The following is an 18955-nucleotide window of genomic DNA, read 5'->3' as shown; positions in this document are numbered from 1 at the left end:
ATTAATTATTCAGGAGGATTTTCTTTGAGCGATATTAAATTGATTGCGACCGACATTGACGGTACGCTTTTTGACACTGAACACAATTATGATGTAAAACGTTTGAATAATTATTTAAATTTATTGCATCAAAAGAATATTAAATTTGCCATTGCCAGTGGTAACAATTACGACCACTTAGAAAGAATTTTTAAAGAGAGTCCCGATATTGATGCCTTTATTGCCGAAAATGGTTCACAAATCATTTCACATCAAAAAACTTTGTATGAAAAACTAGTTCCAAAAGAATTAGTGCACGATATGATTACCACTTTAACAAATGAATTAGACCTCAAAGCAATTTCACTTTCTGGTAAAAAAGCAAGTTACTCAGAATCTAAGGAAAATCAGCCACTCTACCACATTAATAATCTTAAAGTTGTCCCCGACCTTACAAAAGTTGACGATGAAATATTCAAATTTAACATTCAATTGCAACACGATGATCTAGATGCAGCTATCCAATTGTTAAACCAAAAATACGGCAACAAAATTTATGCAGCTGTTAGTGGTTTCGGCAGTATCGACATCATGAGCAATAACGTCAATAAGAGCCTAGGATTACAACATCTTTCCGAAGGATTAAATCTATCTCTAGAAAATGTCATGTCATTTGGTGACAATACCAATGATTTGGAAATGCTTGAAGAATCTGGTATTAGCTACGCCATGAAAAATGCCAAACCATCAGTCCTCAAGGCAGCTGACCACATTACTAAAGATGACAACGATCACGATGGAGTTTTAAATACCATCGGTGAATTTTTCCAACTATAAAATAAATAGCCATAGTAATCTGAAAATACAGATTATTATGGCTTTTATTATTTAACAATTTATTTTAATTAAGCTTCGTCTGGCTTTTCCATCAATAACAACAGAATCAAGTAAACGATAATTCCGGGAAACATTGGTGTCAAACTGAGTACCACGTAAAGTACTCGGCCAATCGCTGGATTCCAATCATATTGTTCACATAAACCGGCAATAACTCCACCTAAAATTTGATTGTTCTTCGATCTCTTTATTGGAATATGCATTGTCTTAACCTCTATTATTAATCAGGATTTTCCATTAACATCCAGAGTACCAAGTAGCCTATGATACCCGGAAATGGTGTCAAACATAGTACTACCCACAAAACTCTGGCGATAGTTGGATTCCATTGAAAATGTTCTGCCAATCCACCAATCACACCAGCAAAAACATAATTACTTCTCGAACGTCTAATTGAAATATGCATAAGCTACTCCTCCTCTTTATCTTCATTTACATAATAAGTTATTCCGTACAAATAGTACATAGAATTCGCTTACAACAAACTTACATTTTTGTCACTTGAAGCTCTAACAGATTTTTTAAAGCATGTAGATTTTGGTTAAAAGCATTTTTAACAATTGGTGCGAACAAAGCTAATGGTAATTTCAAATCGTTAGTTGGATAAAGCTGTTCCGTAATCCTAGTAAAACCAGATTCCTCATTTAATTGGAAAACCAGTTGATACTCCAGTGTTCCAGTAGTGCTTTGAAAAATAATTTCATCACTATTATTTTGTTTAATTTCAACAATTTCATCTTTATTCAAAGCATTAACATCCCGATGAATCGCATAAGTACGGTCACTGATTTCTTTAATATTCCCAATCGCCCAATTCCATTTCAATAAATTAGGTACTTCCAATAAAAACTTTTTAACAGTATTTTTATCAGCCTTAATCAGTATTTCATTTTCAAATAATTTTTTCATGATTGTTTCTCCCCTAATTTGATAAGGCAATCATATGAAAAAACGGGCTCATTTAAAAATCAGTATTCTGATATTTTAGAAATCTTTGAAAATTTGTTCTCCATATAATTCTGAGAATAAATCTTTCCGTTGATTCGCTTCCAAACGTTCATCATCGTTGTGGGCCTCTTGTGCTAAACGAGCCATTAGAAAATAACAATTTGCCAACATATAATGTGAATCATGCTTAGCAATAAAAGCAATGCCATCAACCAAATAAGCCGTTGAATTCTGATAATCGTTCAATTTGAAATAAATTAAGGCGGCTAAATAATAAATGATATTTTGATTTTCATCATAAGCAAATTCATTCCAATTACGAAATGCGAGATCAATATTGTCGACCGCTCCCGTTTTATTATTCTGCAAAACGTCAATTACGCCCATTGCCAAATAAGCTAATCTAGAAATGGTATTCAAGTGTAAATGATTTACTTCTGCTAAGGATAGTCTGAATGAACTTAAACCAGCATCTAACGAACCAGTTTGTAATTGAGCAACCCCAAGATAGTAATAGTAAGCCTGCATTTGTTGTGAAGTTTCCAAAGAATCTGTCACAGCATCTTGTTCCAAAAATTCCAATAACTTTTGATATTGGTGACTATTGCACAGCTTATCCACTGTTTCGTTGAAATCACTGTGAACACTAATTTTATAATTAGCTGCCAAACTAATCTCGTTTAGATCAACCTCTAATTTTTTTGCCAGATTCACTAACAGATTAGCGTTGGGAATATAAACATCATTCTCAATCGCTGACAACATTGACTGAGCACAGACACCTTCAGCCAATTCTTTTTGTGTTAAACCTTTTTCTTTACGTAATTCTTTTAAGACAGCCCCTAAGTTTTTCATATGCAATCCCTGACTTCTCTATTTAATAACCTACTTCAATTCTAAAGTAAAAATAAAATAAATGCATAGAAAAGGAATTGTTTTCATATTTATTTATAAACTTAATAATTTAGAATGCAGTGTTTGTTAAATATTCCGTCTCCAGAGCTGGGAAATATTCTCAAGCTGTGCGGACCGGTCCGAGACAAAATACGGTCTCGAACCTCGGTTTGAAGCCTTGACACAATTCGTCAAGTCTCCAAACACGCCCGGTGGTATAAGTACGGGAGGAGCTCCCGTACTTATACCACTACCACGGCACACAAATATTTCCCAGCTCTTCCGACTGAGTTAATCGGTTTTAATTGAACGTCACAGTATGCAATTATTTTTATGATCAGCTCATTTTATATACCGAAATACAATCTATACAAATATCTACAATAAATTAATTCCATAAAAAAAAGACAATCCCAATTGGATTGCCCTCTATATAAGTTAAAGTTCCTGTGAAATTTTTACTACTGGAGTTGTTATTCGTGTCGTAAATGTTGCAGCTGGATTTAGAGGTTGTAATGTTAAAATGGCCGGTTTTCCAACTTCAATCTTAAAATCATTTAAAACTTCGATATCTTCCGAATCCTTTCGTAACTCTCGTCCCCTTAAATTATCACGCGTTCTATTTAGGACGACTTTTGAATCGGAAATCGTGATTCGGTAAATTGATCTACTCATTGTTGTGAAGGTATATGTTCCCTTGGGAAAATTGTATTCTAACGTCTGCATGGATTTACTCCTCAAACTTTTTGAATTAATTATTCCTTCAGTGAAAATCTTTCCGAAATTCTTTTCCATTGCTCCAATCATAGAACATACTGTTACCCTCGTTATCAACCTGCGAATTCATATATTCATATATTGTAATTAGTTTTTTTGCGTATTCAAATCCTACTGTTTTTTGTTCCAATTCTTTTTCTATGAATAGCGCCAATTCTTCAACATCAGAATCAAGTATTAAATAATCAAGTGGTAATTTTCCACCTTCTTTTGATAAAGCCTTGATACTCTTCTTATTGTCTCTAATAAAATCTTTTAATTCCTGATACTTATACTTGCCTTCCATAATATATTACCTTCCAATTATTTATTAATCACGTTATTAAAACGTCAAATTTTTTCTAAAAATCAAATGACACTTCAATATCCGCTCATACATAAAATTACGTAACTTTATGGAATTTTTCCGTTCATATGTAAAAAACTTTGTTTTTTTTACTGTAAAACTTTATATGTCCAAGCAGCTTTTTCATAACCGTGGAATTCTTTCTTAACAACATCAGCGACTTCTGGTGTGTGGTAGGCTTTGACAATTTTCTTAAATGTTGGGTTATTTTTGTCCTTGGCGTTTGCTGACATAATATTGACGTAAGGCTTAGATTTGGCAGTAATCTTTTCACGATAGACAGCATTTTGAGGGTTCAATTTAGCATCACTGGCAACTCCACTATTAACACATGCGGCAGTCACATCATCAAGTGATTTGGCAGTTTGTCCGGCATCAAGTGACGAAAGTTTGATACCAACTTTGTTCTCGGTAATATCACGCAAACTTGGAATCTTGGCATTATTTAGTTTGATCAAACCAGCACTCTCTAATAGTTGTAATGCTCGACCTTCGTTTGTAACATCGTTGGGAATTGCAACCTTATCGCCTTTTTTCAATTGATTAATATTCTTAATTTTCTTAGAAAATAGTGACATTGGTGCAATTACGGTAGTTCCCATGGTAACGATATTCGTCTTGTGCTTCTTATTCCAATCGCTTTGGAATGTAAATGTTTGAAAATCGTTCATATCGATTTCCCCGTTAGCTAATGCGGTATTGGGCTGACTATAATCGGAAAACTCGACAATCTTGATGTTAATTCCATCCTTTTTAACAATCTGGGCGACTTTCTCAAGCTCAGGATCATTGGCACCAGTAATACCAATTTTCACTGTCTTACCAGATGCACTCTTTCCGCAACCGGCTAAAATAAATAAACTAAGTGTGGTAATGAATATTAGAAATATTCCCTTAATTCGACTTTTCATGATTTTCCTCCTCAATTTGAAAAGGCGCTTCTATCGGGAAATGTTTGCCAAATAGAAGCGCCTTTTTTGACGCGGTATTTATAAGCAAACTTTTTCATATCTACTTTTCAAAATACCTATTAACTTAATTACTATTGTGGTAGTCGTAATTAAATTAATGTTCTAACTTACGAACTGCTAAATCTCCCAGTCCCTGAATAATGAAAACTAATACTAAAATGAATAACATGGAAACGATGGTAACGTCATTTTCAAATCGTTGGTATCCAACGGAAATGGCCATGTTACCAAGTCCACCACCACCGACAGCACCGGCCATGGCTGTTAAACCAATCAAACTGATAATTGTCAAAGTTCCGGAACGGATCAATTCTGGCAATCCTTCACGAAGATAAACTCTAAAGATAATCTTCATTGGTGATAATCCAATAGCTTCAGCAGCTTCAATGACACCAGGGTCAACTTCAACTAATGCCAATTGAACTTGTCTAGCGAAGAATGGTGCAGTACCGATAACCAATGGCACCAAGGCACCAGTAGGTCCGATAGTTTGGCCGACAATCAATTTAGTGAACGGTCCGATAACCGCTAGTAAAATGATGAACGGAATTGATCTGAATAGGTTGACTAATTTATCTAGCCAATAGTAGAAATTCTTATGTGGCGTGATACCGTCTTTTGCTGTGACGACCAAGAGAATTCCTAAGATAATACCGATAATACCAGCAAATAATGCACTGACAAAAGTCATATAAAGTGTTTGCCAAATTGCGGTAACGAATCCATTATCGCCTTCCCAGTTGGCGACAACATTAGGTAAAAACTTATTTATTAATCCTGCCATGAGTTATTTGCCTTCTTTCTTTAAATCAATTTCTTTAACATTAACGTTTAAACCATTTAGATATTGAATTGCTTGTTCAACCTTGTCATCATCGCCTGTTAAAGCGAAAAGCATGATACCAACGGTTGTACCTTGCAATCTTTCGATATTACTGAAGAGAATATTAGCTTCAACTTCGAAACGTTTGTACAACCCAACGACGATTGGTTCATTGGTAGAATCACCGATGTAGTTAAGTTCGATCAAACGTCCCGAAAGTTTATCAACAATCCCACTATCACGGATCTCGTCCAATACTGAACCGATATGAGTTGAAGTATTAACAAAGTCCTTGGTCAATTGCTCTTTAGGTTGACCGAAGATTGACAACAAATCGCCCTCTTCAATCAAACGACCATTTTCCATGACTGAAACACGATTACAAATTTGCTTAATAGCGTCCATTTCATGGGTAATAATAACAATTGTAATTCCAAGTTCTTTATTCAAGCGACCAAGTAGATCCAAAATTTCTGTGGTAGTCTTTGGATCCAAAGCACTGGTAGCTTCGTCGGAAATTAGAATTTCAGGGTCATTGGCAAGCGCACGAGCAATCGCAACACGTTGTTTTTGCCCACCAGATAGTTGTGAAGGATAGTTGTTAGCACGATCAGATAGGCCAACAATATCCAACAAACGGTCGATTTTCTGCTTGCGTTCTGCCTTGCTCAATCCAGAATCTCGTAGTGGAAAATCAACGTTTCCGTAGACGGTCAAGGAATTCATTAAATTAAAATGCTGGAAAATCATCCCAATATTACGACGAGCTTTACGTAAATCTTTTTGACTTAATTCGAGCATATTTTGATTATTAACAATAACTGATCCCGCAGTTGGTTGTTGTAACAAGTTAATTACACGAACCAACGTACTTTTACCAGCACCAGAGTAACCAATTACCCCGAAAACATCGCCTTTCTTAACATCAATTGAAACATCTTTAACGGCTTCAATCGTCTTACCTTCATTTTGAAAGGTAACGTCAATATTCTTAAGCTGAATTATCCCATTTTGTTCTGCCATTTAATAATTACTCCCTTAACTTAAAATCTTCGAATTGCTGGCACTCCGAAACTGATTAATATCCTCTATAAACTATATCTAAAAAGCATTCCGCAAGATATCAATTTAGAGCAAAAAGTAAACTTTATTTCCTATATTAATACTAAAGTTTTGCGTTCCATGCTGGAATTTCGTTTCCGCCGTAAACTTTCTTGATTTCTTTTTCAACATCTTTTGTTTGGAAAGCTTTAACAACTTTCTTGTATGTCTTGTTATCCTTGTTCTTCTTTTGAGCAACGATAATGTTGATCCAAGGAATTGAGTTCTTGTTGATCTTTTCTGTTACAACAGCTTTCTTAGGGTTCAATTTAGCATCGTTAGCAACGTTACCATTAACAACCGCGGCATCAACGTCATCTAGTGAACGGGCTGTTTGTGCGGCATCAAGTGTTGTGAACTTCAAGTTTAGTTTGTTTTCCTTGATATCCTTTGTTGAAGGTAATGTCTTGCTGTCATCAAGCTTTAGTAAACCATTGTATTCAAGTAATTGTAATGCACGGGCTTCATTTGAAGCATCGTTAGGAATGGCAATCTTAGCACCATTCTTTAGGTCGCTAAGTTTAGTGATCTTGTGTGAATAAAGAGCCATTGGTTGGATAACTGTCTTACCAATTGAAACTAAGTCTGACTTGTGTGCTTTGTTCCAAGCGTTCAAGAAATCTGTATGTTGATAAGCGTTGATATCAACTTCTCCTTGAACCAAGGCTGTATTTGGTTGGTTGTAATCGTTGAATTGAACAATCTTCAAATCGATTCCTTCACTCTTAACATTCTTTTGAACAACTTTCCAAATCGGTGCATCTGAAGGGTTAATCCCAACTTTAACTGTTTGTGTTTTGCTTTGATTTCCACAACCAGCTAGTACAAAAATAAATAATGCTGTGAAGGCTAATAAAATAACCTTGCCAAATTTCTTAAATTTACTCATATCTTTCTCCCACCTTAACTAATACTTAATCGACTAAAAAATATCTATAGAAACAAAAAAAGCCGCTCCTAAACTGAACATCTCTGTCCAATGTTAGAAGCGACTCCTCGCGGTACCATTCTAATTCGGAATAAGCTTACACTTACCCCCTTTACAACATACAAAAGCTCTATATGCGTGTACTGTAAAGGGTACCAACCATTGCATCTTTATCCGAAGATTCAGCGCACCAATCACGGGTCATTTTCATTCAAGTCGTTGCCCTCATCTCAGCAAACAGAGGTTTTCTGTACAAACGGGATTGAATTACTTCCCCCGATCAAATTGTTTAATAAATATCTTTTGTTAATCGTTGGTTAGATAATACAATCTAATTTTTGAAATGTCAATCAATAAAAATAAGTTTTTTCAGTTGGTTTTCTAATTTTCAATTTATATGCCAAGTAGCATTTATAACATGATATTGAAAAAAATACTGTTATTTCAATGTTTTACTAAGTTTGCCGTTACGCGTTTTATAACGTTGTAGCAATATATTTTTAGAAATAAAAAGTTTTTAAATACCTTTTTCATTTACTGATTTACATTAGTTAAATTAGAATTTTATTAATGTGGGCCGTCTCCGGTTGAGAGATAGTCCGCTTGCTGTGAGACCGGTTCGAGCCAAGGTCTCTCGCCTCGATTTTGAGCTTCGCAAAGTACGCGAATCTCAAAATACGTCTGTGCTGTAAGAACGACTTCGTCGTCCTAACACCACTGTCACTGCCAGTGGACTATCTCTCAACCTCCGACTAAAATATCTAAATTTATTTACACCTGATTTCTTATATCAAGATCAACAGTCCAAAGTCATTTAATCATAATCGAATAAATTCTAAAACTCTTACCAACTCAAAAAAGGACTTTCTACGTAACACTTTATAGGAAGTCCCTTTTTCAGATCTACAAATACCTAAAACCCATTGTTCTCACTTAATTTGGCATACCATTGGCCAGACTTTTTAATCGTCTTAGTCTGCGTATGAATATCATTTCTAATCAGTCCATAGCGATTTCGATAAGCATTCTTCCATGACCAACAATCGATTCCTGTCCAAACAAAGAAGCCGTGGCAGTTAGAACCGGCTTCGATACCACGATGTAATTCAGTCAAATGGTCTTTGATAAATTTAATCCGGTAATCATCTTGAACAACGCCTTTGTCATCCAAATAACGTTCCTCATGTGATACTCCCATACCATTTTCAGATACAAACCATGGCAAATTGCCGTAATTATCACGAATATTGATGGCAATATCATAAAGTGTTTTAGGATAAATTTCCCATCCCTTATCAACATTCATAACACGTCCTGGCATTTCGTAATTGTCGAAATAAATATCTGGCATCCAATCTTGCAAACTATCTGGTGAAACGCTTGGACGCATGACACGTTCTGGATGATAGAAGTTGACTCCCAAAACATCAATTGTATTATCAGCAATTATCTTTAATTCTTCTGGAGTGCTGTCGAATAAAACATTAGCATCGTCCAAAATTTTAACCAGTTTTTCTGGGAAGTGACCTTTAACGGCTGGATCCAAGTACATATTATCGTCCCAAAGGGTTGCAAACTCTGCAGCAGCAACATCCTCTGGATCATTGGTTGCAGGATATGCAGGTGTCAAATTTAAAATAGTTCCAATTTTAGCGTCGGAATTATTTTCCTTACGCCACTTCTTAAATCTAGCAACTGCCTTGGCTGAAGCTAAATTGATATTATAAGCAACTTGAACAGCTGCGGGGCCATCAACCTTCAATGGATAATGGAATTGATACAAATACTCGCCATCCAAAATCACCTTTGGTTCATTGAATGTAAACCAGTTCTTGACTTTACTGCCAAATAACTCAAAACATTTTTCAGCGTAATCGGCAAATAAATCAGTTACATGCTTTGACTCCCAACCACCGTATTTCTTATATAGATCAATAGGTAAATCAAAATGGAATAAATTGATATAAGGTTCAATACCATTATCCAACAAGCAATCAATGACATTGTTGTAAAACTCTACCCCGTCTTCATCGACAATTCCTTTATCAACATCGGCCATCAATCTAGTCCATTGAATTGAAGTACGCAATGAACGAATACCAGCCTTGGCCATCAATGGAATATCCTTTTTATAATCATTATAAAAATTTGAAGCTGTGTCGGGTCCTACTCCATCATAGAAAGCATCTGGATCCTTTTCATACCAATAATCAAAGACATTTTGATTTGGCTTGTGAAAGTTACCTTCAGATTGAGGGCCAGACGTTGCAGCACCCCATGCGAAATCTTTTGGAAATTTAAGCATTTATTTTATCTCCTTAATTACAAAGAAAGGCCCAAGTGACATGCGGTGCCCCTTGAACCATCCTTTCCATTTTTTGTTAGAAGTTATTATGTATGCCGTTTCCAGAGCTGAGAGTATTCATCTGCTGCTCGGAACGGCCCGCATAGCAGGTAAACATTCTCATTTCTGGAAACGATCAACCCTTATTTCTGTTGATTGAAATCGACCAAAGCACCGCGCAAGTTGGCTTCATCCGTATAATGACAAGCGACAACTTGAGGTTTTATCGATGCAATTTCAACTATTTTTCTAATTTTCTCAATCTCTTTGTTAACTGCTGGAATCAAGTCAGGATTATTGGAAACTGCTCCTCCAAGCACAACTAATTCGGGATCAAAACTATATTGCAAATTGTAAATGCTTTTAGCCAAAGCGTAATACATCGTGTGTACCTCTTTTTGAGCACGTTCATCACCCTTTTTAGCTAAATCAAATACTTCTTTGCCTGAATAATTTGAAACAGGTTTCGAATTTATATTATATCTATTAGCAACATTTACCGAAGTTCCCAAATTACTTAGTGTATTTTTGTTGTCCGATAGCATATATCCAAACTCGCCACCAAATAAATGGGCACCATGCCAAATTTTATGATCAATAATCACAGAACCACCCACACCGGTTCCAACAATTAAGAAGACCAAACTATCGACATCTTTTCCAGCTCCGGAATCCAATTCAGCCAAAGCTGCACAATTAGCATCATTTTCAATACTTACTGGCAATCCAAACCTTTCTTCCAATGCTTGTTGAATCTTGAAATTATGAATATAAGGAATCGCTGACGCACCCTCAATTACACCAGTCTTCTTATTAACAGCACCAGGTGAGCTAATTCCGACACCCACAATTTGATACTGCTTCATTTTTTCCACTTGATCAGTCAGAACATTGTAAAATTCTCCTAATGTTGAAGGCGTTGGTACTGGTTTTAATTTTTTTAATTCATTATCTTTCCATACGGCAAACTTGATAGAAGTTCCACCGATATCAATCAATCCTAAATTTTTCATACTAGCCTCTGCCTACTTTCATTTCGAACGGTGACAATGGTGCCCCGTACTCATTAAATATCGTACATTTAGGAAAATTCTTATACTCATATCTGATCTCAATTGCATGTTCCGCATTTGGAATCATCACTGTATTGCCTTGTGTATATACTTCTTGCTCGATCCACTCCTGATTATTTCTGATTGAAACATAAGCGTTTCCTCTAGCGCTTAACATCGAAGCATTTTTAACAAATAGTAGCAACCCATTATTAACGATTTCTTGTTTATAAACTGTTGGCGTATCGCTATATTGAATACCTGATATAATCTCTCCCAGACGTGTTCCGGCAATCCGTTTTGATTCAGGGTGAATATTGTGCATATCGCCCGTATCAGAAATTGAAACTAAGTGAACATCATTAATTGTTTGAGATACATCCAACTGACTCTGACGAATCATTGGCCATGCATCCTTTGGTTCATCAAAGTATCCTGGAAGTTGAACAATATAAAATGGCAACGAAGTATTTTTAAACAATTGTCTCCAGCTAATAATCAATCCACGCAATAATTTCTTATATACCTCAGGATTTGGAGCATCATTTTCACCTTGATACCAGACAACTTTATTGAATGGATAATTTCTAACCTTTTCAATCATCGTGTGATACAAACCATTGGGTCTTAAGAACGACGTTGGTGTCATTGGAGGTGGCCATGGCGTGTGTCCCACTTTATCCTTAGCATCACTCAGTGAAACCTCGGGATACTTTTTAGTAAAGGCACTCAATTTAGTATTGTGATCAGCCACCGCGGCATTATACGCAACAAATTCTTGTTTAAAATCATCAGCAGTTTTGCCATCAATTGCTTCATGAAATGGTTTGATAAAAGTATCAACTAATTCCTTATCACTCTGCAACACAGTCTCTGGTACCCAAGATGACGCTGAAGTACCGCCTTTATAACAGTCGATAATCCCAATTACTCGGTCCGGATATATTTGTTTGAAACGCTTTAACATCCAGTAACCAACTGCTGATAAACTGCCAACGGTTGTATCCTTGACTAACTTCCAAGCAGGAATTGGTAAATCATCTGGCAAAGTTTGCTTCTCATCACGATATTCAAGTTTAGGAACATTGTAGTAATAAGCATCTTTAAAATTAATATCCTTTAATTGATCCTGATATTCACAATCATTTTGAAATTCATATTCAATATTAGATTGACCTGTCAGAAGAATGACTTGCCCAGTTTTAATATTATTGACAATTATTTCTTCATCTAAGTTTTGGACCTTCAAAGTTGTCTCAACTTGACTTTCGATTGGAGCAACTTCAATCAACCAATTACCATCAACATCAGAAGTTGTACGCAAAACTTGATTGTCTATTTCTGCATAGACTTCCGTATCTCTGACAGCAGTCCCACTGATTTTGAAGGCTTTATTAGCTGGTATGACCATATTATTTGAATATAGTGGATCAAGCTCTAATACTTCAGTTGCCATAAAATCATTCCTTAGCCTTAAGAGTATTTAGTTCTTCGTGTAAATTGATAACCTTTTCAGCTACTGTCATCATAATATCTGCTGAAATAAAGTGGTCTTGCGAGTGAATCAACATGATTGATTTCTCAACTTTTTCACCGTTCATTTCATCGGTCATCCATTTAGTTTGAATATTATGTGCTTCGTGCAAAGTCTTGTGTGCTACTTTTAACTTTTCTCTTGCACCATCAATATCACCAGTTTCGGCGATAGTCATAGCTTCAACACATTGTGATTTTGCAGTACCGGCAACTGAGATCAACTCCATTGCTCTTTTTAATTGTTTTTCATCCAAGATATTTTTCTCCTTTGCCGTTTTTTTTAATAAATTATGCTTCTGCAGCTGTAGCAGCGTTTTCCATTTCTTTGTCAGGATTATCAGGGTTTAATCTGTTATCCATCTTAATGAATGGAATATAGATTGCGGTTGTAATTGCAACGATAACTGCTTGTACAATCAATCCATTAATAGATCCTGTGTACAATAGTCCAGATAGCAATGTTGGTACTGTCCATGGAACGTTATTAACAATAGGTCCGATAAAGCCAATCTTTGTAAAGAATAGTCCAATGTAGAATGCCAATGGTTGTGCAACTAGCCATGGAATGAAGTACAAAGGATTCAAGATAATAGGTAGACCGAATGTAACAGGTTCTGAAATATTAAAGATAGCTGGCATTAAAGCAATCTTTGAAACTTTCTTGGCAGCAAGTCTCTTTGAAAATAGCATCAATGCTAGAACTGGTGATACTGAACATGATCCAGCAGCAACAGTTGAAAAGTTCATGAATAATGTTGAGTAAATGTGATGTGCTTGGCCTAACATGTTTTGTGTATCATTGATATTCCATGTTAATCCGAAGATAGGTCCCCAAATTGATGTTGGGTGAATACCAAACCATTGAAGTAAACTCCATGTAGTTTGTGATACAAAGGCAAACAATCCTGTACCAGAAATAGCAAGAGCTGGCTTTTGCAAAGCTGTTAGTAATAGTTCTGGCATTGTTTCACCAGTTAATGTTGTACTGATACCTGTAAGAATAATGAAGACGCCCATTGTAATAACACCGGGAATCAATGACTCGAAACTACGAGCAACTGCAGGTGGAACTGAATCTGGCATCTTGATAGTAAAGTTCTTTTCAAGAACCTTGTTGTAAATCCAAACTGAAAATCCTGAAATCAATAGTGCGGCGAAAACACCTTTTGTTCCAAAGAATGTAGTATCCATATAATTTAGAACATCGATAGCTTTCTTAGAACCATCTGGTGTGTATTGGAATTTCCAAGGCATACAGATGAAGAATGCACCTAAAGCATAAAGAACTGAAGTCATATGTTCCTTACTCTTTGGGAAGTACTTACGTGAAAATGTGTGTGAAAAAATAACTACAAGTAGAATAGCGAAAGTATTTAGAGAACCATTAGAAACTAATCCAATTAAGTTCCCAGTCGTTGTTAATCCATTAAATAAACCTGATGCGGCCCAAGCTTTCCAAGAACCGCTGATTAATTTACCAAGTCCCAATCCTTGTTGACCAAAGATAAGTCCATTAGTAGGATCGATGAAAACATTTTGAATCATGATAGCGAATCCAGCAATCATTGAAGTTGCGGCAACAATGATGAAGGAATCACGTAATGTTAGAAGCAATTTGTTCGCAGCAATTTTACCAGCGGTTTTGGTAAATTCCATCTGGAACTTTTGCCAACCTTTTCCCTTTGCCATATTAATCTATTCCCTTCTCTTTCAATACATCAACTAAAACTTGACCATCCATACTACCAAATTGTTGCATTGTTAGAAGAATGACCTTTGTATTTGGGTGACCCTTTTTGGTTTGATCAAAGGCCCAACCAATTTGTGGTGCTAACAAAATAACATCGGCATCATCGCCAACTTCGTCAACCATACCAAAGTCGTATGCATCAACTTTTACATCCTTACCCTCTGCGTCATATACCTTTTGCATTTTGGCACCGATAAGACTTGTGGAAAATCCACCGCTACAAAAAATAGCAATCTTTAATTGTTTCATAAATGAAACCCCCTTCTTTTTGTTAACGGTTACATTATAAGTTCATTTATATTTCTGTGTCAATACAAAATAATAATTTGTTATAACAAATTATTGAAGACAATAAAAAAAGACAATAAAATTATCAATTAAATGATAATTCCATTGTCTTAAATTGATTCATGGATTGAAAACTTGGATGCTCGTATATAAGTATAAGAGTATTCGAAGATTTGTCCGTTGCTTAAAAATGAACGTTGTTCCATTGTTATCAAGGGTTCTGGCTTATCCAGACCAAGTTTTTCAGTAACTTGATCATCAGATATTTCACTTGAAATGGTCCTTATCGCAGAATCAATTTTTAAATCCAATTCTTTATCTACAAAATCATAAATGGAACCTTTCAGAGAATCCATCTGCATTCCTTGGATAATTTTCACCGGCATAAACGTCCGTTGTAACGCTATAACAGTGCCTTTATCCTTAATCAAACGCTCTATTCCGTAGGTGAAATCAAATTTATTAATGTTCAGCTGACCCATAACGCTACCAGTGGGCTTATCAACGCCAAACTTTAATAGATCAACTTGATACTTATTGAAATCAAATATTTCTAAAGATTTTTTACCATGACTGAAGCCCGTGTTAGCTTGATTGTCTTTGACAAAAGTCCCTGAGCCCTGGATTCTATATATCAACCCTTCCTCTACTAGGATGTCCAATGCCTTCCTAACGGTGATTCTACTGACATTCAGAGAACTGGCAATTGCAGTTTCTTGAGGTAGTTGTTCATTGATTTGATATTGTTTTTCCAGGATTTGTTGTCGTAAATGATTTGCTACCACCACATATTTGGGTGTTTCCTTCATAAAATTCCCTCCGACATCATCCTTTGACGTCTAGAATTTGTTATAACCAATGTTCTAGGTGTCTTTCACATTATAGCGTAATTCCTTAAATACTTATACACTAATTCATATTATCAATATTAACCCATTTTTCAAATGATATATATACCAAAAAGATAATGATAATGTGAATTTGAGGACATGATTCATAAATATTGTATAGTAGAAACGCGTGGTGCTAGTTAAGTATGCCGTCTCCAGCGCTGGGAAATATTCTCAAGCTGTGCGGAACGGCCCGAGCCAAAATACGGTCTCGAACCATGGTACACAAATATTTTCCAGCTCTTCCGACTAATTAATCGTTATTAGTCGAATGTGAAAGCATTCAAACAATTTTAGACTATGAAATATTTGTAATAGGTTATCAACTAGCACCATGCGTATAGTAGAACTATTTTTGTAAGCGCTTAACTTGTTCTTAATTAATAATACACTTCTTTTAAGCTAATAACTGAAGACCTGTTTATGAAGAATCCGATGTGCCTGTACTCGTAACATCTTCTGGAAACAGTCCAAAACGACAAAAAGGTCCTCTAAATTAATAGAGAACCTTTTTTTGCAATTGTCTGTTCCACGTACATCTTACTCTAAATTATGATAAAACTTCAACTGAAGCTGTAGTTACACCATATGAAGGGATTGATGAACTAGGCATGGCAACATCTAATTGTTGTGAATTAGAGTTGGCAAATGTTCCTGTATCATTAACGGTTCTGTATAATACGGTTCCGTCAGATAAAGTGATCTTCAATTGTGTACCCTTTGGAAATACTGAAAGATTGGCTGCCACACCACTGTAACCCATGTTTGAACCTAAAACAGATGGATCATAGAAGGAAATCTTGAATGTTCCTTGTGATGTACCTGTTGTACTTGTTGATTGTGTTGTAGCTTGTGAAGTTGTGTCAGTTGTTTGTTGTGTTTGTGTATTTGCACTAGTATCTGTAAAAGCTGTTGTTGTGGCAGCTTGTGTATCAGCAGATGTGTCAGTTGCTGTATTTGTAGTTGTAACGCCAGGTAATGTAATTGTTTCGCCTGGGAAAATTAAGTCAAATCCGCCAACTTCACGTCCGTTAGCTTGTTCTAGAGCAGAAATGCTAATTCCGTTAGCTTCGGCGATACTCTTATAAGAATCTCCTTTTTCAACTGTAACTGTATTTCCATTTGTTACGGCAGCTTGTGCTGTGTTAGTTGATGCTAAGATTCCTGTTAAAGCCATGGCACTTACTAAAGCGATAGATAAAACTTTTTTCATAAATTAATTACATCCTTAATGTTTAAAATTTAATTTCTCTCAATTGCTATGGTGCTATACTAACAGCCGTATATTACATGACGACAACCTCAGAGTTACATTTTCAGGATTTTATGTAATCTTAGTAATGTTACTGAAATATTAATATTAAAAGTAATTTAGACTTTTATTGTCATGAAGGTATGTTCATGTTATAGTTATATATATGAAGAATAAGAAAAATAGATTGTCCGCAAAACTACTAATAATGTTAGTCGCTTTGGAACTTATCGCATTTAGTCTAAATATGTTCTTCGAGCCGCACAGCATAGCAGCCGGTGGAGCTACCGGAATCGCTATCTTGTTGCAAGCAGGATGGAAAATCCCAACATTCATCTCGGTTCTTGTCATAAATATTGTGATGTTAGTACTGGCTTACTTACATTTAGATCGTCAAACAACAATTAAATTAGCACTAGGAAGTTTCATGCTTCCATTGTTGTTATATATCACACCGGTTTACAATTTGATTCCCAACAGTCGTGTCATTTCGATAATCGTTGGAAGTGTTATTTTTGGAATTGGTTTAGCAATTTTATATACATTAAACATGTCGAGTGGTGGGACAACGGTTCCTCCAATGATCATCCATAAGAACTTCGGAGTCGACAAATATATCAGTTTATTCATTATTGATGCAATCGTCTGCTTAGGCAACATTGCTTTAACTGATATCTTCTCATTCCTCCTAGCTGTTATGTCAGTGGGAATTTCCAGCCTATCCATTAAAGGTTTTGGAATCATACATGCCAGAAGATTGGCACAATAAAAGGCGCACATATCAAAGTATCGAAAACTCGAGTATTTGACATATGCACCTTTTTTTTATTTCAAATTTTGCTGTTCTTTATTAATAATTTGATTGTTGGAAATTTCAATTCTAATCATCGCATCAGATGTCTGGTCGATTTCTGACAAATCTGATTCATAAGTTAAAGTTTTTATACCATTTGTATCAGAATAATCATCCGGATCACCCAGCGTATTGATAACTCTTTTATAGCTATCACCGACTTGTAGTTTGTTCAAATCTTTGGAAGTTAACATTTTCTTACGGTCGATATCTAAACCTTGAATCGATTTGGATGTCGATTTATTTTTTTCAAATGTAATTTGGATCGTCACATTCTGATTATCGGTTCCCTTCCAAATCAAAGTTGTAATTGGATTGTTGACATCTAATTGCTGAGTAGTGGTTGGTTGACCCAGTAATTCAACGATTTTGTCCTTACTGAAACCCTTTTTACCAGTTTTAATAGAATTGTATTTATCAACTAATGAAGGATCAGAATCCATCTTCTTTTCAGTCAGATTCTTGCTTTGAGTAGTGGTTGCTTTATCAGCTTGGTCTTTATAGAAAGAAAAATTTGCGATGTATGTTGTGGCTGACACGATAATAAAGATTGAAAATATTGTGATCCAGAACCAATTTCTCTTGTAGAAAGGTTTGCTGTTATTTTCATCTGTCATTTGCATACCTCCGTTCACACCAGTATTTTAACAATTTTTATGCCAAGTAGCACCTCTAACGCATCAATATTTTTATAATAATTAAGTCATACAATTTGCTATATTATGGAAAATTAGCTATTATATTAAGGTGAACATTCATGGGGGTGTTCTGGATTCGACATGTGTAGTAGCGTGCAAGCTGCACTTAGGGTTTCGTGTCCCTCTAAAAACACACAGTTTATTATAACTGCAAAAAATAATAATTCTTACGCATTAGCTGCCTAAAAACAGTCTAATCGTGATCCATTCTAGTTTCGCCCAAGGGCTGGAAATGGGTCTCAAATTAATTGGGCTACGTTTAACCGTGCATTCTGAATAGTTAAAAAGAGATTACCGGAATAGTCACTGTGGTTAGCCTGGTTGTATGGCGTTCAGAGTGGCGAAACATTAAATGATACAACTATGAGTGTAGATGCTTGCATAGCATTATGCTTGGACAGGGGTTCAATTCCCCTCACCTCCATTTTGTAGAATTAAGCCAGTTGTGTTAAGGCCTACAAGCCTTGATACAGCTGGTTTTTTGTTTTCTCAAAATTCATATAGTTTCATACTATTCCACTTGAATGGCATTCAAAATGGCATTCAATTTAACAACAAAAACTCAAAGTGTGGGAACAGGTTACACGAGTTAGACAAATAAAAATCAAAAAGGGAGCTATCAATCTAT

At 35.6% G+C, this 18955-nt stretch carries 21 protein-coding genes and 1 other RNA gene; 3 read left to right on the top strand and 19 right to left on the bottom strand.

Going from position 1 to position 18955, the window contains the following annotated elements:
• The first annotated feature begins 24 nt into the window (after positions 1–24).
• Positions 25–816 (top strand): Cof-type HAD-IIB family hydrolase, encoded by a 792-nt coding sequence (locus tag JP39_RS03475; protein ID WP_048698916.1) that lies wholly within the window; start codon positions 25–27, stop codon positions 814–816.
• Between the two features lie 68 nt (positions 817–884).
• On the opposite strand, the gene JP39_RS03470 is transcribed toward JP39_RS03475, so the two are convergent.
• The 18 genes from JP39_RS03470 to JP39_RS03385 all read right to left on the bottom strand — a co-directional run bounded on the left by JP39_RS03470 (position 885) and on the right by JP39_RS03385 (position 16737).
• Positions 885–1079, bottom strand: coding sequence for a PspC domain-containing protein (locus JP39_RS03470; RefSeq protein WP_041499287.1), 195 nt, complete (start codon positions 1077–1079; stop codon positions 885–887).
• Between the two features lie 17 nt (positions 1080–1096).
• Positions 1097–1282: a PspC domain-containing protein gene (locus JP39_RS03465; protein ID WP_041499288.1), complete on the bottom strand. Its 186-nt coding sequence runs from the start codon at positions 1280–1282 to the stop codon at positions 1097–1099.
• Positions 1283–1362: 80 nt separating this feature from the next.
• Positions 1363–1785 (bottom strand): hypothetical protein, encoded by a 423-nt coding sequence (locus tag JP39_RS03460; protein WP_041499289.1) that lies wholly within the window; start codon positions 1783–1785, stop codon positions 1363–1365.
• 75 nt (positions 1786–1860) lie between these two features.
• A complete protein-coding gene (locus tag JP39_RS03455) occupies positions 1861–2679 on the bottom strand; it encodes a helix-turn-helix domain-containing protein (protein ID WP_041499290.1) in 819 nt (272 codons plus the stop codon).
• A gap of 477 nt (positions 2680–3156) precedes the next feature.
• Positions 3157–3513, bottom strand: a complete 357-nt coding sequence (locus tag JP39_RS03450) for a hypothetical protein (protein ID WP_169751866.1) — start codon at positions 3511–3513, stop codon at positions 3157–3159.
• The gene (locus JP39_RS03445; RefSeq protein WP_041499292.1) at positions 3482–3781 is read right to left on the bottom strand and encodes a hypothetical protein; all 300 of its coding nucleotides are present in this window, start codon (positions 3779–3781) and stop codon (positions 3482–3484) included. The genes JP39_RS03450 and JP39_RS03445 overlap by 32 nt, the downstream gene beginning before the upstream one ends.
• Before the next feature lie 149 nt (positions 3782–3930).
• Positions 3931–4752: a MetQ/NlpA family ABC transporter substrate-binding protein gene (locus JP39_RS03440; protein WP_041499293.1), complete on the bottom strand. Its 822-nt coding sequence runs from the start codon at positions 4750–4752 to the stop codon at positions 3931–3933.
• 154 nt (positions 4753–4906) lie between these two features.
• Positions 4907–5596, bottom strand: a complete 690-nt coding sequence (locus JP39_RS03435) for a methionine ABC transporter permease (protein ID WP_041499294.1) — start codon at positions 5594–5596, stop codon at positions 4907–4909.
• Between the two features lie 3 nt (positions 5597–5599).
• Positions 5600–6658, bottom strand: coding sequence for a methionine ABC transporter ATP-binding protein (locus JP39_RS03430; RefSeq protein WP_041499295.1), 1059 nt, complete (start codon positions 6656–6658; stop codon positions 5600–5602).
• A gap of 142 nt (positions 6659–6800) precedes the next feature.
• Positions 6801–7625 (bottom strand): MetQ/NlpA family ABC transporter substrate-binding protein, encoded by an 825-nt coding sequence (locus tag JP39_RS03425; protein WP_041499296.1) that lies wholly within the window; start codon positions 7623–7625, stop codon positions 6801–6803.
• 952 nt (positions 7626–8577) lie between these two features.
• Positions 8578–9969, bottom strand: coding sequence for a glycoside hydrolase family 1 protein (locus tag JP39_RS03420; RefSeq protein ID WP_041499297.1), 1392 nt, complete (start codon positions 9967–9969; stop codon positions 8578–8580).
• Positions 9970–10151: 182 nt separating this feature from the next.
• Positions 10152–11021, bottom strand: coding sequence for an ROK family protein (locus JP39_RS03415; protein ID WP_041499298.1), 870 nt, complete (start codon positions 11019–11021; stop codon positions 10152–10154).
• A gap of 1 nt (position 11022) precedes the next feature.
• Positions 11023–12516, bottom strand: a complete 1494-nt coding sequence (locus tag JP39_RS03410) for a sialate O-acetylesterase (protein WP_041499299.1) — start codon at positions 12514–12516, stop codon at positions 11023–11025.
• Between the two features lie 4 nt (positions 12517–12520).
• Positions 12521–12850, bottom strand: a complete 330-nt coding sequence (locus JP39_RS03405; protein WP_041499300.1) for a PTS lactose/cellobiose transporter subunit IIA — start codon at positions 12848–12850, stop codon at positions 12521–12523.
• Positions 12851–12884: 34 nt separating this feature from the next.
• Complete coding sequence (locus JP39_RS03400) at positions 12885–14285, bottom strand: PTS sugar transporter subunit IIC (protein WP_041499301.1); 1401 nt, start codon at positions 14283–14285, stop codon at positions 12885–12887.
• 1 nt (position 14286) lies between these two features.
• Positions 14287–14595: a PTS sugar transporter subunit IIB gene (locus tag JP39_RS03395; RefSeq protein WP_041499302.1), complete on the bottom strand. Its 309-nt coding sequence runs from the start codon at positions 14593–14595 to the stop codon at positions 14287–14289.
• Positions 14596–14744: 149 nt separating this feature from the next.
• On the bottom strand, positions 14745–15443 hold the full coding sequence (locus JP39_RS03390) for a GntR family transcriptional regulator (RefSeq protein WP_041499303.1): 699 nt from the start codon (positions 15441–15443) through the stop codon (positions 14745–14747).
• Between the two features lie 631 nt (positions 15444–16074).
• Positions 16075–16737, bottom strand: a complete 663-nt coding sequence (locus JP39_RS03385) for a DPBB and LysM peptidoglycan-binding domain-containing protein (protein ID WP_041499304.1) — start codon at positions 16735–16737, stop codon at positions 16075–16077.
• 205 nt (positions 16738–16942) lie between these two features.
• On the opposite strand from JP39_RS03385, the gene JP39_RS03380 reads away from it, so the two are divergent.
• Positions 16943–17545, top strand: a complete 603-nt coding sequence (locus tag JP39_RS03380) for a YitT family protein (RefSeq protein ID WP_053085044.1) — start codon at positions 16943–16945, stop codon at positions 17543–17545.
• A gap of 56 nt (positions 17546–17601) precedes the next feature.
• On the opposite strand, the gene JP39_RS03375 is transcribed toward JP39_RS03380, so the two are convergent.
• A complete protein-coding gene (locus JP39_RS03375; RefSeq protein WP_041499305.1) occupies positions 17602–18246 on the bottom strand; it encodes a DUF3862 domain-containing protein in 645 nt (214 codons plus the stop codon).
• A 142-nt stretch (positions 18247–18388) separates the two neighbouring features.
• Between JP39_RS03375 and ssrA the strand changes: the two genes are divergently transcribed.
• Positions 18389–18754, top strand: a transfer-messenger RNA (tmRNA) gene (gene ssrA / locus JP39_RS12455).
• The last annotated feature ends 201 nt before the right edge of the window (positions 18755–18955 follow it).

The organism is Companilactobacillus heilongjiangensis, assembly GCF_000831645.3.
In the GTDB taxonomy this organism is placed as follows: Bacteria; Bacillota; Bacilli; order Lactobacillales; family Lactobacillaceae; genus Companilactobacillus; species Companilactobacillus heilongjiangensis.
Note: the sequence above shows the minus strand (reverse complement) of the source record. Positions and strands in the feature narration are given on the sequence as shown.

Coding starts and splice junctions, on each gene's coding strand:
- JP39_RS03470 (WP_041499287.1), bottom strand. CDS start 1,079: ATGCATATTCCAATAAAGAGATCGAAGAACAATCAAATTTTAGGTGGA.
- JP39_RS03465 (WP_041499288.1), bottom strand. CDS start 1,282: ATGCATATTTCAATTAGACGTTCGAGAAGTAATTATGTTTTTGCTGGT.
- JP39_RS03460 (WP_041499289.1), bottom strand. CDS start 1,785: ATGAAAAAATTATTTGAAAATGAAATACTGATTAAGGCTGATAAAAAT.
- JP39_RS03455 (WP_041499290.1), bottom strand. CDS start 2,679: ATGAAAAACTTAGGGGCTGTCTTAAAAGAATTACGTAAAGAAAAAGGT.
- JP39_RS03450 (WP_169751866.1), bottom strand. CDS start 3,513: ATGGAAAAGAATTTCGGAAAGATTTTCACTGAAGGAATAATTAATTCA.
- JP39_RS03445 (WP_041499292.1), bottom strand. CDS start 3,781: ATGGAAGGCAAGTATAAGTATCAGGAATTAAAAGATTTTATTAGAGAC.
- JP39_RS03440 (WP_041499293.1), bottom strand. CDS start 4,752: ATGAAAAGTCGAATTAAGGGAATATTTCTAATATTCATTACCACACTT.
- JP39_RS03435 (WP_041499294.1), bottom strand. CDS start 5,596: ATGGCAGGATTAATAAATAAGTTTTTACCTAATGTTGTCGCCAACTGG.
- JP39_RS03430 (WP_041499295.1), bottom strand. CDS start 6,658: ATGGCAGAACAAAATGGGATAATTCAGCTTAAGAATATTGACGTTACC.
- JP39_RS03425 (WP_041499296.1), bottom strand. CDS start 7,625: ATGAGTAAATTTAAGAAATTTGGCAAGGTTATTTTATTAGCCTTCACA.
- JP39_RS03420 (WP_041499297.1), bottom strand. CDS start 9,969: ATGCTTAAATTTCCAAAAGATTTCGCATGGGGTGCTGCAACGTCTGGC.
- JP39_RS03415 (WP_041499298.1), bottom strand. CDS start 11,021: ATGAAAAATTTAGGATTGATTGATATCGGTGGAACTTCTATCAAGTTT.
- JP39_RS03410 (WP_041499299.1), bottom strand. CDS start 12,516: ATGGCAACTGAAGTATTAGAGCTTGATCCACTATATTCAAATAATATG.
- JP39_RS03400 (WP_041499301.1), bottom strand. CDS start 14,285: ATGGCAAAGGGAAAAGGTTGGCAAAAGTTCCAGATGGAATTTACCAAA.
- JP39_RS03395 (WP_041499302.1), bottom strand. CDS start 14,595: ATGAAACAATTAAAGATTGCTATTTTTTGTAGCGGTGGATTTTCCACA.
- JP39_RS03390 (WP_041499303.1), bottom strand. CDS start 15,443: ATGAAGGAAACACCCAAATATGTGGTGGTAGCAAATCATTTACGACAA.
- JP39_RS03385 (WP_041499304.1), bottom strand. CDS start 16,737: ATGAAAAAAGTTTTATCTATCGCTTTAGTAAGTGCCATGGCTTTAACA.
- JP39_RS03380 (WP_053085044.1), top strand. CDS start 16,943: ATGAAGAATAAGAAAAATAGATTGTCCGCAAAACTACTAATAATGTTA.
- JP39_RS03375 (WP_041499305.1), bottom strand. CDS start 18,246: ATGACAGATGAAAATAACAGCAAACCTTTCTACAAGAGAAATTGGTTC.